Origin of the sequence: Bacillus horti (assembly GCF_030813115.1) — a bacterium.
GTDB lineage: Bacteria > Bacillota > Bacilli > Caldalkalibacillales > JCM-10596 > Bacillus_CH > Bacillus_CH horti.
In genome coordinates this window covers 72,507-86,731 of sequence record NZ_JAUSTY010000016.1, presented here as the reverse complement: position 1 = coordinate 86,731, position 14,225 = coordinate 72,507, and the positions used below count along the sequence as shown (strand labels likewise).

Here is a 14,225-nt window from a genome sequence, read left to right as displayed (position 1 = left end):
TATATTTGAAATATCGAGTAGCCGACAATGACCATATATTGTCGGTTATTCTTTTATATAAGGATTATCTCTCATATGGAGGAGTATTGTTATGGAAAGTTTAGAAGCAGGATATGGACTTGATCAACAAGGATTTATTATAAGTGACGTTAGCTTAGATAAGATTAAGCCTGCCTATATGGTTTGCGTACAAGAGTCAGTCGAGAAACTTAGTCAATCGTTTCCTGAGCAATTACATAGTGTTTATGTTTACGGTAGTGTAGGTAGAGGTGATGCGGTAGCTATTAAGTCAGACTTGGATCTTCTCGCTATTTTTAATGATCCGTTAAGCTCTGATAGATCTGCTGAGTTGAAAAAGCTTGCCTTGGAATTGTCTCAAAAATATCGTTCTTTGGTTCGCGATATTGGTGTAGCAAATACTTACTATGACTATGTCACTGATCCGAAGAATTATGACGAGCAAGCTTTTCTTAAGGAGATCTGTGTTTGTGTACATGGAGAGGACTTAGGAGAACGCTTTGGACCGTACAAACTAACTCCTCAAATAGCTATAAGCTTTAACGGGGATATCTGTGATGTTTTCACTAGGGTTATAACTAGGTTAAAAGCTGCTTCAAACGATGAATGGAAAGCCATTGTACAAGGCTTTTGTCGTAAGCTCATTCGAACCTATTATTCAATGGTGATGGCTCGTTCTCAGATTTGGTCAACGAGGCTTCATGAGCAATGTGAGGTGTTTATTAGTCACTTCCCTGATAAAGAGCCTATTGTTCAAACTCTCGTAAAGTGGCTAGAAAATCCGCCAACAGAACGGAATTACGTAATCAGGTACTTTGAGAAAGAAGGACAGTGGGCATGTGAGAATTTTGTTACTGAAGCTAATGTTTTAAAGCTATAGAGACGGGTACATGTGATAAATAGAACAATAAAAATGATAGCCTTGTGCTATAATTTAGTCGTTTCAATCTTAAGTGAACGATATTCTATCGTGTAGGTTGAAGCTAAACTTTAAACAAGATAATAAGGAGGATGGATGACATGGCAATTGTTGATATAACCATTGTTCCAATAGGAACAGAAGGACCAAGTGTAAAGGATTATGTTGTTCATATTCATAAGGCTCTTAAACAGTATGAAGATAGGGTGAAGGTTCAACTAACACCAATGAGTACCATTTTAGAAGGGGAGTTAAGTGATTTGTTTGAAGTCATTCAAGCCATTCATGAGGTTCCTTTCAAAGAAGGGATTCAAAGAGTAGCGACAAATATTCGAATTGATGATCGCAGGGACAAGGCAGTGAACATGCAGGACAAGGTAAGGTCTGTTCAGGAGAAGCTATAAAGGAAGCTATGGAAAGGGCTCTTAATATAGAACCTTTTCCTTTCCTTTGTTTAGAATAATAACCACAAGGCATCTAGAGGGCGATACTTTAATAATTTTTTAGCTACTTTTTTATAAAGTAAATCCCTATCCCAAGATTATAAATGGCATGGGCAATTATTGCCGGAATTAATGAACCAGTAAAGTAAAACAATAAAGCAAATATTAGTCCATTTATGAATACACCTAAATATGCTAAGTATACCCCTTTATATTGAGGTAAATGGATGATCCAAAATAGAAAGGTACTTAGAAAAATTACGACCCAATCAATGACATAAGAATAACCAATAAACAATCCAATCAAAACACCCCTAAAGAAAAATTCTTCAAAAAAACCTCCTCCTATTGAACTTACAGCAATACCACTATGTGTCTTCATTAGTTTATTTATTATTTCTGCACTATCACTTTGGGGTAGTTCCGTTTTGGTCATGATAATAAGGCAGACGGTAATGATCACTATGATTGCACCAACAATTAAGCCAAGTAAGGTTACTGAAAGATATGATAAATCATTAGGAGTAAACAACGAAATAATAAAGGGTATAATCTCTTTCCATTTAAAAATAGCTATAAGAATTAAACCTAATATGAAGAAAGGCATTAAACCTAACACAATTTGAATTAAAAGCTTATTATGTTGCTTAGTACTTAATTCGCTCATAGTTTCACTTCCCCCTTTATTCTTCCTTATGCTTTTTATAAAGAGCTTGCATCGCTTCTTTTACAAATTCCACCATATCAACTGGAAGTAGAGCTTGAAAGATTTCTAATTGTTCATCGAAATTATTATTTGTATTAGAAAGCTCGTCTATAGGTAGAGGAAGCTTTTTTAATAGTTCTTTTAATTCTCTTTGCACTTGATCACTTTCAGGGCTAAGTCCGTTTTGTATGGCTGATTGAACAAAAGATAACAATCTCATATTTAGCCTATCCAACTCTTTTTGTTGGGATTTACCTTTTGGCATAATAGTATCTACGGTATTTGAAGAGAAGTATTGATTTAAAATTACTCTTTGATCTTCTTCTAGTCGAATTGAATTCATGAGTAGCATCAGATCGTCGGTTTTTAAATGACCAGTTTCAATAACTAAATTCTTAATTCTATTGATCATTTCCAATGACATATTTATTTTCTCTTTCTTATCAAGGAGCACAGCCTCTTGCACTTCTAACATATCTTTAAAAGAATACTTTGGGTTTTCAAGTCGTTGTTTGATTTCGTGTAAAGGCATGTTCAGACTTTTGAGCAGCTGAATATTATAAAATTTTTTCAATTCATCTCTTGAATAAACTTTTTGATTTAGGCGGTTTTTCATCTTAGGAACAAGAAGTCCAATTTGTTCATAATGTCTAAGTGTCCTTAAGGTAGTTTTTACATATCTAGCGAAATTTCCGACAGTAAGTTCCATATCATCACTCCAAGAAAAGATATATACTTGTTTTTTGATTACTATGATATCAATAATAACTTGTTACGTAGCGTCCTTCGCAATACATAAAAATAATTTTTATCTGCGAACATTACAATTATTAAACTAAAGTGTCGCTTGTTCGGTCAGAGCATGTACCTGGATGGGGTCATCATTGTAGGCATTACACAGGATACCGCCCCATTGGACAAGCAGGGCGGTATTTCTGTGCCTGGATTGCGATACTTCGGGTCAGCTTGACCCCTTCATCTTACAAAGAATATCCAGTATGGTGACAAAGCCATCACATGAGGTGCGAAGCGCCGACTTCGGACCAATTTGACCCGAAGTTGCAGGGTTTGGGGAAGGCACTCCCCACAAGCAAATAGGCAAGTGTCAATACACTTGCCCTGCTTGCCATTTTAAGCAAACGTGATATTTGCTGCTTTAATTCATCCCCTTTTTTGAGCACATAGGTATAATTCAAGAGTTAATGACTTTACAGTAACGTATACGTTATCGTTTATAATAATTTGAGGAAGGAGCAGTAAACAATGATCCGAATTGGAGAATTAGCGAAAAAAGCAAATATTAGCAAAAGAACACTTTATTACTATGAACAAATTGAATTGTTACAACCCGCACTTATTAAATGATCGCCCTCTTGTAGAAGGTATAATACCAGCCGAATTTAGTGATGATTTACCATAAACTTCAAGGGAAATGGACGTTCTTAACCGTCTACCTGTTCTCGGTAGTAATGATAAACGATGGAAGAGCTTTTAACAATTTTTCAACAAGTACGATGTATGATGCCTTCATCTCCATATTCTTCAGAGCCCTGGTCATTGCTTGCCAATTGTTTGAAAAGGCATTAGATCTATTTGATGGTGATGAAAAGCTACTCAATAAATATTGGGAACTCATAAGACCGACAGATGGTGCAAAGAGAGCCAGTAGTAATGGGCATGGATAGCGAGTTAATGTCCTATATAGATAAAATGCTCAGCTAAAACAGAGAGAGGAGAACGGATATGAATAAAGGTAAACAAACGCGGATTATAAGCAAAAATACTTGGCTTCTAGGCTTACTAGTAGGTGTACTGGTCATATTTTCAGGTTGCGGAATAGCAAAAGACACAATAGATGGAATTAAAGGTGAAGAGTCAAAAAAAGATGTTAATAAGGACTCGGATGTAATAATCGTTGAGGTGCTCGTGGAAAGTGATGGCGATTCGGTAGTTGACCTTGAGGTGGAAATAAATGCCCGTAAAAATCCTGAAAGTATTTATTTTGATTCCATCGAAGTTCCCTATAGAGAGGAATTTGCCGTCCAAAAAGACGCGTTCATACCGCTGACTTCCACTCATGTCAAGGCAAGAATAGATGACGATGCCAGTTGGATAAGCTGTACTATTCTTTATGACGAAGAAGTAGTAGCGACTCACAGGTCGCGAGGAGATGGTGCGAAGGCCGTTTGTGAGAAGACGTTCCGCTTGGGTCCAGGATGATTGATGGAGTATTGCCAGCGGGTATAACAACAAAAGAGGGTGAGGTACACTATGGCATTTACAACATTGCTCTCCAGCCTTGTGGTACTAGCATTAATTGATTCTACAAGTTTCGGCAAACTTTTTATGAAGAGGAAAGGGAAACAAGTGGATAAGAAATTCCAATTGTTTCCCTTTCTTTTCTTTGTCATTTTATCCACCCAACACACTTCTAGTCGCTTTCATCCCAAGAATCAGACAGCCCCAAAGCTGCTTGTAACCCACTACATAATCATCCGTTTCAATACGAATTGTTTTTGGACTAATGAGCTCTACAGTAGGGAAAAGTGTACACATTTGAGCCTGATTGGTCAGCTTAAACTCAATTTCGAAGGTAACCTTCCCTGCTACCTGATAGGGTTTTATACTCTTGGCTTTTTGTAGACCTAGCTTAGCTTTTTCTTTAATAATCTCCTGAGCATGCTGAGGGGACAAAAGCTCTGCTGTAAAACGATCGATGCCTCTTTTTACAATAGCTGCTTCTATGTCTGGTAATGTTTCCTTTACTTCTTCTGCTAGGACATCATCTCCGGTTATTAATACACAAGGCACTCCATAGTAACCAGCAATTCCAGCATTGATTTCTGCTTCTCCAACAGGTCGACCGTTAATTCTGATCTCAGTCACACATAGTCCAGAAATTGTGTGGTTAATGACTGCTCTTTCGGAGCCACCTTCACGCCCATGGTAGCCCACAAAATAGGCGGCATCAAACGTTTCATCAATACCTTCCATCTGACATAACAGCTTATTGCTCCCGGAAATTAATCTAGCTCTCGGATCGAGCTCTTCTATTAAAATATTCGACATATTACCGTGAGAATCTCCTACGAGAACCTCCGTTGCACCTGCTTCAAATGCTCCTGCAATGGCTGCGTTTGTATCCTGTGTCATAAGCTTTCTAAAACGTCCGTATTCAGGGTCCTGCATCTGCTGGCCTGTTGCTACTCCAGATATTCCTTCCATGTCTACTGAGATAAAAACCTTCATTTTCTTCACCTCGTCTGTGATTATTCTTCTTAAATCATAGCACATCTAGCTAAGAGAGAAGACTATGAAATAGAAAAAGTTCATTTGCGAAACGAACACTCATTCGATACAATAGAGAGAGAATGAGGAGTGATCGGATGAAGAAGCAAAGCATTGTAGAAATCATGAAGATGATGAACGAGGAGCAGGATATTAAAGAAAATATTGCTCATTGGCAGACGATTCCCCCAAGAGAAGCAAAAGTGGGGGACTTTCCCGTGGCTCTCGATCAACGGATTAGAACAGCTCTTGAGAGTAGAGGTGTTCATGCCTTATATACGCACCAGGTTTCAGCGTTTGAGCTAGCGGAGGCAGGGGAAAATATTGTTGCTGTTACACCAACTGCTTCGGGGAAGACCTTTTGCTACAATTTGCCTGTCTTAGAATCGATTTTACGCAAGCCTGAAAGTAGGGCTTTGTATCTGTTCCCTACGAAAGCCTTGGCTCAGGATCAGAAAAGCGAATTAAATGAGTTTATAGATGAGTTAGGTGTTCCAATTAATAGCTACACTTATGATGGGGATACTCCGGCTAATATAAGGCAGGTTGTACGAAAAGCAGGCCATGTTGTTATGACAAATCCCGATATGCTACATGCGGCTATTTTACCTCATCATACGAAGTGGGTCGCTTTATTCGAAAACCTAAAATACATTGTCATTGATGAGGTACATATTTATCGAGGGGTTTTTGGTAGCCATGTTGCCAATGTATTGCGTAGATTGAAGCGCATCTGTGAATTTTACGGGAGCAAGCCACAGTTTATTTGTACGTCAGCAACCATTGCAAATCCAAAGGAGCTTGCTGAAAAGCTGACTGGAACAGCTATGGAGCTGATTGATAATAATGGTGCTCCTACGGGGACAAAGCATTTTGTTTTTTACAACCCTCCCGTTGTGAACAAGCCCTTGAATATCCGGAGAAGTGCAACACTAGAAACTAGGAAAATAGCAGAGCTATTTTTAAAAAATAGAATTCAAACGATCGTTTTTGCTAGAAGCAGAGTACGAGTTGAAATTCTGCTTAATTATTTGCAGCAGCTCGTTCAGCGGGAGCTTGGTCCTAAATCGATCAGAGGATATCGAGGGGGGTATTTGCCCAAGGAACGCAGAGAGATTGAAAAAGGGCTTCGTAAAGGAGATATTATGGGAGTCGTTAGTACGAATGCCTTGGAGCTTGGTGTAGATATTGGACAGCTTCAGGTATGTGTGCTAAATGGTTATCCAGGCTCTATTGCTAGCGCCTGGCAGCAGGCAGGGAGAGCTGGAAGAAGGCAGGATGAATCTGTTGTGGTAATGGTAGCTAGCTCTACGCCATTGGATCAATATGTGATTCAGCATCCTGAGTATTTCTTTAATCGATCTCCTGAGCAGGCCCAAATCGCTCCAGATAATCTGATTATTCTTGTGGATCATTTAAAATGTGCAGCGTTTGAACTCCCTTTTAAGGTGGGGGAGACATTTGATGGACTCGAGGTAGAAGAGATTCTAACGTTTCTAACAGAGGAGCAGGTGCTACACTATAGAAGAAATAGCTGGTATTGGATGAATGATTCCTTTCCTGCCCACAACGTAAGCTTACGATCAGCCTCCTCGGAGAACGTCATTATTATTGATCAAACGGATGTAGCCAATGTCCAAGTGATAGGGGAGATGGATCGTTTTAGTGCGATGACTCTGCTTCATGATGAAGCGATTTATTTGCATCAAGGGACACAGTATCAGGTTGAGAAGCTAGACTATGAGGAGAAAAAGGCGTTCGTGCGTGAGGTGGATGTCGATTATTTCACAGACGCTAACCTAGCTGTTCAATTGAAGGTGCTAGAAATTGATCAACAAAAAGGACATGGCCCTACTGAAGTATGCTATGGAGATGTGATGATCAACGCAATGGCTACGATATTTAAAAAGATCAAATTTGAAACACATGACAATATTGGTTCGGGTCCGATTCATCTTCCAGAGGAGGAGCTACATACAAGCTCGGCGTGGATTAGCTTTCCTATGAGCTGGGTAGAGGAGCTAGGTCAGGATACATTAGAGCATGGGTTAACAGGGCTAGCTCATGTGCTGAGACATGTTGCCCCGATCTTTGTCATGTGTGATACGAATGATTTACATGTGGTGCCACAAATCAAGGCGGTCCATTCTGATCGTCCAACGATTTTCCTGTATGATCGCTATCCTGGTGGAATCGGTCTAAGCCAGCAAATCTATCAAGAAATTCATACGGTGCTGGATCAAGCAGAGTATGTCCTTCAAAGCTGTCCTTGTACAGTAGGCTGTCCATCCTGTATCGGATCGGTAGAGCATGAAGAGAACATAAAATTAGCAGCTCTACGCATGCTGCGCCATGTAAGGGGAGAAGGTGATACAAATGTCGCTCAAGGGCAAGCTCAATCGGTTAAAGGGTCATTTAAGGCTGCATCAAACTGAAGAAAATAGCGTGAAGGATAGCACATCTTCGCCACAACAAGGTATAAGTGGCAGTCATTCTCCTTTGCGAGAGCTGAGTGGCGGTTCTTTCCCACAACAAAGTCTTAGTGAGCCTGACATTAGTCCTACTCATACTAAGGAGTGGGAAAAGCTTCAGTTTAAGCCACACGTTTATGAGGATCAGCATACGTGGATTAGAGAGGTTTCTTATTCTACTAGTACGTATTGCGGGAGGTACTCCTATAGTGAACTAGAGGAAATTGTGGAGAGATGGAATCAAGAGCGTCTCTCTCATCCTTTATCATCTAGATCCTTAAGGTTAGAGGATCTGTACTTTTTTGATACGGAAACAACAGGACTTGGAGGGGGAACAGGAAACACCATTTTCTTGCTTGGCTATAGTCAGGTCGAACAGGATAAGGTAAAGGTCAAGCAATTTTTCCTTTCTGATCCATCCTGTGAATTAGCTTTATATCACCATTTTTTAACCGATATAAATGATATACACCGCTTGGTAACGTATAACGGTAAAGCATTTGATTGGCCTCAGGTCAAAACTAGACATACACTGATCCGTGAACGCCTGCCTAAGCTACCAAGCTTTGGTCATTTTGATTTACTTCACGCCAGTCGGAGACTATGGAAGGATACACTGCCTTCCTGCCGTCTGGGAGTGGTTGAGAATCATATTTTAGGGATAGAAAGAGAAGAGGATACACCAGGCTATTTAGCTCCAATGCTCTATTTTGATTATTTGCGTACTCAAGATCCTACCGTTATTGAGGGAATCGTCAAACATAATGAGTTAGATGTATGCTCCTTAATCAGCCTGTATATTCATATTTCACGTATTCTTCTAGATATTAATTACACGGTTTGTTCTCCCGAAGAATTGTTTCAGGTAGGTAGATGGTATGAAGCTGTGGGAGAGACGGAGCATGCGATGCTTTTGTATCAAAGTCTCGCAGAGGATGATCACCCCCACTCTAACAAGGCAAAGCACTTATTGGCGATGCTTTACAAAAAGGATAAAAATTATACCCAAGCTAAAAAGCTATGGGAGGAGCTTTCTACTCATACTGATTCAGTAGATGTTTATGTTGAACTGTCTAAGCTGTATGAGCATCAATATAAGGATTATGAGCAGGCTTTATACTATGCAGCTAAAGCCTATGAGCACTGGAAAAACAGGGCGGCATTCCTTCGAAAAAGTAGAACAGAAGATGGGAAGGAATGCCAGAGGAGAATTGAGCGCTTGGAATTAAAGCAATTAAAGAATGGATACTGATTAAATATATCAATATGGAGAGGGAAGGAAGAGATGGTTTGTGACTCCTACAGATAGACAACGAACAATCCAAGATACAGACCGATCATCCGTCACGTTTAAGGATCGTCTTACCATGTTATTAGGAATCATTACATGTTCTATAGCTATCCTATATCTTGTGCATGTGTTTGTGCCCTCTATATGGCTTGAGAGAGTATATAGTCTCCTTACCATCATTCTGCTCGTCTTCGGAGTGTTTTCTGTAAGGAAAGGAAATCAGATTGCTGTCATCCTTCTTCTGATTGGTGGATTCCTAATTTTTTTGATGTATCGTATTGATCCATGGGTTGTAATTGAGGGCTTTGGTCAGAACATCAATCTCCTCACTTTGTTTTTTGTAGTTCCGCTCATAGGGATTGTGATTTCAGCGGGTGGGTATTTAACAGCTTTAAAATATAAACTTATGCAGCTACAGCAGGGGAAAGAGGCTCACCCATACCGGTGGAGTGCTTTATTAACAGCTTCAATGGGTCTTATTCTTAACTTAGGCAGTCTCCCACTTATTTACCGAATTGCTCAGGAAAGCTTCCCCTCTTTTGAACAGAAGAAGATGGGGGTTGTTCTGTTAAGGGCGTTTACCTTTTGTATGTTTTGGTCCCCTTATTTTGTTAATGTTGGTCTGATTTTAGTCTTGTTTGATTTGTCTTGGGTTGAGGTAGGCTGGGTAGGTCTCCTACTGGCTATTGCTTATAGTGTTTTGGCCACAGTATTTTTTAAAAGGATTCAATTTCATGAGGATTCGTTTAGCAGAGCACCCATGGATAAAGCAAGCTATAATGAAATGGATATTTCACGTAAGATAAAATCATTAGCCATCTGGGCATCTGTTTTAATTATTTTGTCCTTTACCTTCGATATGCTTACTGAATTAAGTATGTTAACGGTGGTTTCGCTTATGGCTGTTTTCTACCCGCTAGCTTGGGCTATAAGAATTGGTATTTTGCAGGATTTTATTCATTCTGTAGTCGAGTATATTAAAGGCTCATTCACTAGGCTAAAAAATGAAGTGGTTGTTTTTATTAGTGCTGGATTTTTCGGGATGGCTATATCGTATACGAATGTTGGAGAAATAATCTCCACATTAATTTATAGATTTTCATTTGAGATGACCTATCTGCTTGCTTTATTAATTATTGTTTTTACTGTCACCTTGGCTGCTATTGGGATTCATCCCATTATTGTCGTTGTTGGAATAGGAAGCTCTCTAGAGCCGAGTGTACTGGGTGTTAGTCCTGTGTTTCTAGCAGCAAATTTACTAATGGCTTGGGGCTTGGCTACTTCATTATCTCCTTTTTCGGGATCCATTCTTATGGTTTCTAGCATAACTGACGAGTCTCCATGGACCATTGCTCGGCAAAATCTTAGTTTTAATTTGGTTTGTTTGTTAGTGTTACCCTTGTTGCTTTATAGCCTTCATCGAATAGGAATCATATAGCAAATAGTTAGAGAAAATATAAGGGTAGAGTGGAAAAATAGAGGCGGTCTAGAGAGCAGATTAATTGTAGGTTATAGAGGTAGTCTAGTGTCGAATGAGCTTTAGTCTTAAGCATGTATAAGATAGTCTCAGAGCAACCGAGGTGTAGATACTATGGGTAAAATAAAAACCATTTTATTAGCAGATATGAATTCTTTTTTTGCCAGCTGCCATCAAAGTGTGGAGCCTTCTTTACGAGGTAAACCCGTTATTGTTGGTGGTTCTTTAGCGAACCAAAGAAGAGGCCTAGTTGTAGCGGCTAGCTATGAAGCTAAGAAGTATGGTGTCTACACAACAATGAGCAGCTATGAAGCTAAAAAGCGTTGTCCTCAAGGGATTTTTGTCTTGCGTGACCATGGTTTGTATGCGTCCTATTCAGCTAAAATTATGGATTTTCTACGCTTAATTGGAGATACGGAGGTTGCTTCTATTGATGAAGCGTACGTAGACATTACGAAACGTGTTGAGGATGGAATGAGTGTTAAGCAGATAACGGCTTTTATTCAACAGACCTTATGGGATAAGCTACATATGCCTTGCTCCATAGGAGTAGGACCAAATCGAATTGTTGCAAAAATGGCAGCTGATGTGAAAAAGCCAAGAGGTGTAGTCCAAATGGGGGTAAAGCAATACTGTAGTTATTTTCATCCCCAACCTGTTTATAGACTTCATGGCTGTGGTCAAAAGACAGCAGAAAAGCTCCAACGGAACGATATTGTTACGATTGGAGATTTAGCTAAGGTTGATGCGTATAAGCTAAAGCTACTTTTAGGCATGAGGGGAGAGCTGTTACAGAGAGCTGCATTAGGTCAAAGCTCTGATGTGGTGGATCCTGAAAGAGTGAAGGGTAATAAGTCAATAGGGAAGGAAACAACTTTTGTAGAAATGACTTCTAGTCCTGAAATTATTTTGAGCACATCTGAGGCTATGATTGAACGTTTGGCTGAGAAGCTACAGGAGAAACGGAAAAAGGCAAGAACTCTCTCTATTGTGTATAAGCTCGAACGTGGTGAACGCTCCCATACAAAGAGTATAACCTTGCCAGATGGAACTAACAAAAAAGAAGAAATTTTAAAACAGATAGAAATACTCTATAACGATTATATCTTTGAGATTCCCTTATATCTATACGGTGTACGCTTAAGCAATTTAGAGGATGTTAACGTTGAGCAGCTTAGCTTTGACGATCTATGGACTGACTTTAGCTAACGGTATCCATTAATTAACCTTCGTAAAGCCATTAACCTTATTGTGGCTTCATTCTTTGAGCCATTTTTTCAAAACGTAGCTCGTCTTCAATGAGCCCGCAGCTTCCGCACTGAATTCGGTTTTCTGGACCCTGATACTGAACATGATACGGTTCTAATTGTTCAAGAACTTCGGTTTCACCAGTAGGCCAGCTCACCTTAATCGGAGTCACAACCTGATTAATGACATTAAATCTTGATTTACTTTGACAGGATGGGCAACAATATAAAGTCATGGGAATACCTCCTTACGATTGTTGAATACAATGATGTGTAGAGCAGATGTTGCTAGTAGCATTCTTGACCATTTTATAGCTTTGTAAACGTGGAGCTCAGGAATATCTACTATTGGATAGGAATGCAATTGTAGAATGGTGCTGTAAGAGTGTTGATCAGAGATTCTTCCAAAATCTAGCTCTTTGACTTGTATTTTACGTTTTAAATCTAGAATCTGGGGAATAGAGAGTATTGGAGGAAATGATTGGAGGGAAAAGTTCTAAAAGATGTAATAAAGAATACCGGAGTACACTTGTAATTCCTACTATAGTTGTCTATGCTAAGAATGGAATAACTATAGAGGAGTCGAAGGTATGTCTAAGAATAATCCTGCTCAAGTGAAGCAGACCAATGCAAAACCAAATGAAGAAAGTCATAAAGCTGTTCAAGTAAAAAACTATACTCCCTTAATTATTGCGTTATCTATTGGTATTAATGTACTGATTGCCATTTTATTCTTGTTACCTAGCTACGATAAGCTAAGTCATCTAGATTTGTCTATTATGCCGATGTTTAATGCTATCTTTAACAGCTTTACTTTTGTGTTTCTATTGGCCTCATATTACTTTATAATGAAGAAGAACATAGTGTTGCATAAGCGCTTTTCTATGGCTGCTTTTATTACGACAGCATTGTTTTTAGTGAATTACGTGGTTTATCATTTTATTACAGATTCCACTCCTTTTGGTGGAGAAGGAATCGTTCGTGGGATCTATTTCTTCATACTGATCTCACATATTTTATTAGCCATAGCGATTGTTCCGTTAGCATTACTTACAGTTGCAAGAGGCTTAAACATGCAAATTCCGAAGCATCGGAAGATTGCCCGTTGGACGTTACCCTTATGGTTATATGTTAGTTTAACAGGGGTTATTATATATCTAATGATTTCTCCATATTATTAAATTAGACAATAGTTTAGATTCTATACTTTTTAATAAATGTGGTGTCAGTTAATCTAACAAGAATCATGATTATTATTTTCTTTTATGGAAAAATAATGGTAGTAGCTGTCTAACGGGAAAAGAACTACAGACTTATTGTAAAGGAAGATGATATATATGAATGTAGCTTTTTTCCTTTTACCTAAAGAAGAGGTTGTGTATATTCACCCGGAATCAACGATGAGACAGGCGTTAGAGAAACTCGATTATCATAGATATACGGCATTACCTATTATTGATCAAAGAGGGAAGTATGTAGCTACTTTAACCGAAGGGGACCTACTCAGACGGATTAAGGAGGCTGGCGATTTAACTTTCGAAAAAACGGATCAAATCCGTGTGCATGAAATTGCTGTGCGTAAAAAGATAAAGCCAGTTCCGATTAATGCGGATATGGGGGGATTGATTTCTCTAGCGGTGGAGCAGAACTTTGTTCCAGTAGTAGACGATAACAAAGTATTTATTGGAATTATTCGTCGAAGAGAGATCATTAACTATTGCTATAATCAGTTTCTTGTGGAAGGTAAACAGCTATCTTAGGATTTAGATCATATGCCGAAAGAGAAAAAAGGATTGTTTTATGCTACATACAGCTTAAAACGATCCTTTTCTGTAACATCTAGTAGCCATTAACACTCAAGCTACATTCAGATTAAGTCTACCGAAGCCTTGAGATTCAGATATAGATATTGAGAGACATTATCTATTTCTAATATAATTAATTATTATTAGGGGTATAGGCTAATGAAAATAAAAACAAAAAAAAGTTTTTTATATTCTTTTATAATTCTTATCATACTGCTCCTAATAATTCCTTATGCTCTCATAAAGTACAATCTCCATGTATTAGAAAATCGCGTAGTTAATTACCTTGTAGAAGAAAAAGGGTACCAACAAAATGAGCTCCAAAGTGTTAATGGAGCATTTGGCAAGCTACCGTTATTAAGTGTTTGGGTCATTTTTGAAGATGAACCACATATTCAATATCAATATGTTGAAAGAGAATCTATTCGACAGCTTGCTTATACAGTTAGTGAGCAGGGAAAGATAGCTAATCTAAATCATCATGATATTGATACAAATAAATTGCTCCATTACGATTCCTATGATTTTTAATAATCTGACCTAACTATACAGTTTAATGT

Annotated in this window: 16 protein-coding genes; 12 read left to right on the top strand and 4 right to left on the bottom strand. The window is 38.6% G+C overall.

Translation table 11 applies throughout. The features are described 5' to 3' along the window. Positions 1-91: 91 nt before the first annotated feature. Positions 92-898 (top strand): nucleotidyltransferase domain-containing protein, encoded by an 807-nt coding sequence (locus J2S11_RS16745; protein WP_307396457.1) that lies wholly within the window; start codon positions 92-94, stop codon positions 896-898. A 140-nt stretch (positions 899-1,038) separates the two neighbouring features. Further along, positions 1,039-1,341, top strand: a complete 303-nt coding sequence (locus J2S11_RS16740; RefSeq protein ID WP_307396455.1) for an MTH1187 family thiamine-binding protein — start codon at positions 1,039-1,041, stop codon at positions 1,339-1,341. 103 nt (positions 1,342-1,444) lie between these two features. Here the strand turns inward: J2S11_RS16740 and J2S11_RS16735 are convergent, their stop codons facing one another. Then, positions 1,445-2,047 carry a CPBP family intramembrane glutamic endopeptidase gene (locus J2S11_RS16735; RefSeq protein ID WP_307396453.1) on the bottom strand — a complete coding sequence of 201 codons (603 nt, stop codon included), beginning with the start codon at positions 2,045-2,047 and terminating at the stop codon, positions 1,445-1,447. 16 nt (positions 2,048-2,063) lie between these two features. Further along, on the bottom strand, positions 2,064-2,795 hold the full coding sequence (locus J2S11_RS16730) for a MerR family transcriptional regulator (protein ID WP_307396451.1): 732 nt from the start codon (positions 2,793-2,795) through the stop codon (positions 2,064-2,066). Positions 2,796-3,349: 554 nt separating this feature from the next. On the opposite strand from J2S11_RS16730, the gene J2S11_RS16725 reads away from it, so the two are divergent. The 3 genes from J2S11_RS16725 to J2S11_RS16715 are packed head-to-tail and all read left to right on the top strand — an operon-like array spanning position 3,350 to position 4,306. Continuing rightward, the gene (locus tag J2S11_RS16725; RefSeq protein WP_307396449.1) at positions 3,350-3,451 is read left to right on the top strand and encodes a MerR family transcriptional regulator; all 102 of its coding nucleotides are present in this window, start codon (positions 3,350-3,352) and stop codon (positions 3,449-3,451) included. A 41-nt stretch (positions 3,452-3,492) separates the two neighbouring features. Further along, positions 3,493-3,771, top strand: a complete 279-nt coding sequence (locus J2S11_RS16720; protein WP_307396446.1) for a hypothetical protein — start codon at positions 3,493-3,495, stop codon at positions 3,769-3,771. Positions 3,772-3,829: 58 nt separating this feature from the next. After that, entirely contained in the window at positions 3,830-4,306 is a 477-nt protein-coding gene (locus tag J2S11_RS16715; RefSeq protein ID WP_307396445.1) for a hypothetical protein, read from the top strand. Between the two features lie 192 nt (positions 4,307-4,498). On the opposite strand, the gene J2S11_RS16710 is transcribed toward J2S11_RS16715, so the two are convergent. After that, positions 4,499-5,335 (bottom strand): M55 family metallopeptidase, encoded by an 837-nt coding sequence (locus J2S11_RS16710; RefSeq protein ID WP_307396443.1) that lies wholly within the window; start codon positions 5,333-5,335, stop codon positions 4,499-4,501. A 137-nt stretch (positions 5,336-5,472) separates the two neighbouring features. On the opposite strand from J2S11_RS16710, the gene J2S11_RS16705 reads away from it, so the two are divergent. The 4 genes from J2S11_RS16705 (at position 5,473) to J2S11_RS16690 (ending at position 11,822) form a co-directional block, all read left to right on the top strand. Beyond that, a complete protein-coding gene (locus J2S11_RS16705; protein WP_307396441.1) occupies positions 5,473-7,809 on the top strand; it encodes a DEAD/DEAH box helicase in 2,337 nt (778 codons plus the stop codon). Continuing rightward, entirely contained in the window at positions 7,751-9,097 is a 1,347-nt protein-coding gene (locus J2S11_RS16700) for a ribonuclease H-like domain-containing protein (protein WP_307396440.1), read from the top strand. Before J2S11_RS16705 ends, J2S11_RS16700 begins: the two co-directional genes overlap by 59 nt. A gap of 40 nt (positions 9,098-9,137) precedes the next feature. Further along, positions 9,138-10,574 carry a hypothetical protein gene (locus J2S11_RS16695; protein ID WP_307396438.1) on the top strand — a complete coding sequence of 479 codons (1,437 nt, stop codon included), beginning with the start codon at positions 9,138-9,140 and terminating at the stop codon, positions 10,572-10,574. Between the two features lie 153 nt (positions 10,575-10,727). After that, positions 10,728-11,822, top strand: a complete 1,095-nt coding sequence (locus tag J2S11_RS16690) for a Y-family DNA polymerase (RefSeq protein ID WP_307396436.1) — start codon at positions 10,728-10,730, stop codon at positions 11,820-11,822. A gap of 37 nt (positions 11,823-11,859) precedes the next feature. Here J2S11_RS16690 and J2S11_RS16685 read toward each other — a convergent pair whose 3' ends face one another. Beyond that, positions 11,860-12,096 (bottom strand): DNA alkylation repair protein, encoded by a 237-nt coding sequence (locus J2S11_RS16685; protein WP_307396434.1) that lies wholly within the window; start codon positions 12,094-12,096, stop codon positions 11,860-11,862. Between the two features lie 354 nt (positions 12,097-12,450). Here J2S11_RS16685 and J2S11_RS16680 point away from each other — a divergent pair, with 354 nt between their 5' ends. The 3 genes from J2S11_RS16680 (at position 12,451) to J2S11_RS16670 (ending at position 14,196) form a co-directional block, all read left to right on the top strand. Beyond that, a complete protein-coding gene (locus J2S11_RS16680) occupies positions 12,451-13,041 on the top strand; it encodes a DUF420 domain-containing protein (RefSeq protein WP_307396432.1) in 591 nt (196 codons plus the stop codon). Positions 13,042-13,197: 156 nt separating this feature from the next. After that, positions 13,198-13,620: a CBS domain-containing protein gene (locus tag J2S11_RS16675; RefSeq protein WP_307396430.1), complete on the top strand. Its 423-nt coding sequence runs from the start codon at positions 13,198-13,200 to the stop codon at positions 13,618-13,620. Positions 13,621-13,824: 204 nt separating this feature from the next. Beyond that, positions 13,825-14,196 carry a DUF3139 domain-containing protein gene (locus J2S11_RS16670; RefSeq protein ID WP_307396429.1) on the top strand — a complete coding sequence of 124 codons (372 nt, stop codon included), beginning with the start codon at positions 13,825-13,827 and terminating at the stop codon, positions 14,194-14,196. The last annotated feature ends 29 nt before the right edge of the window (positions 14,197-14,225 follow it).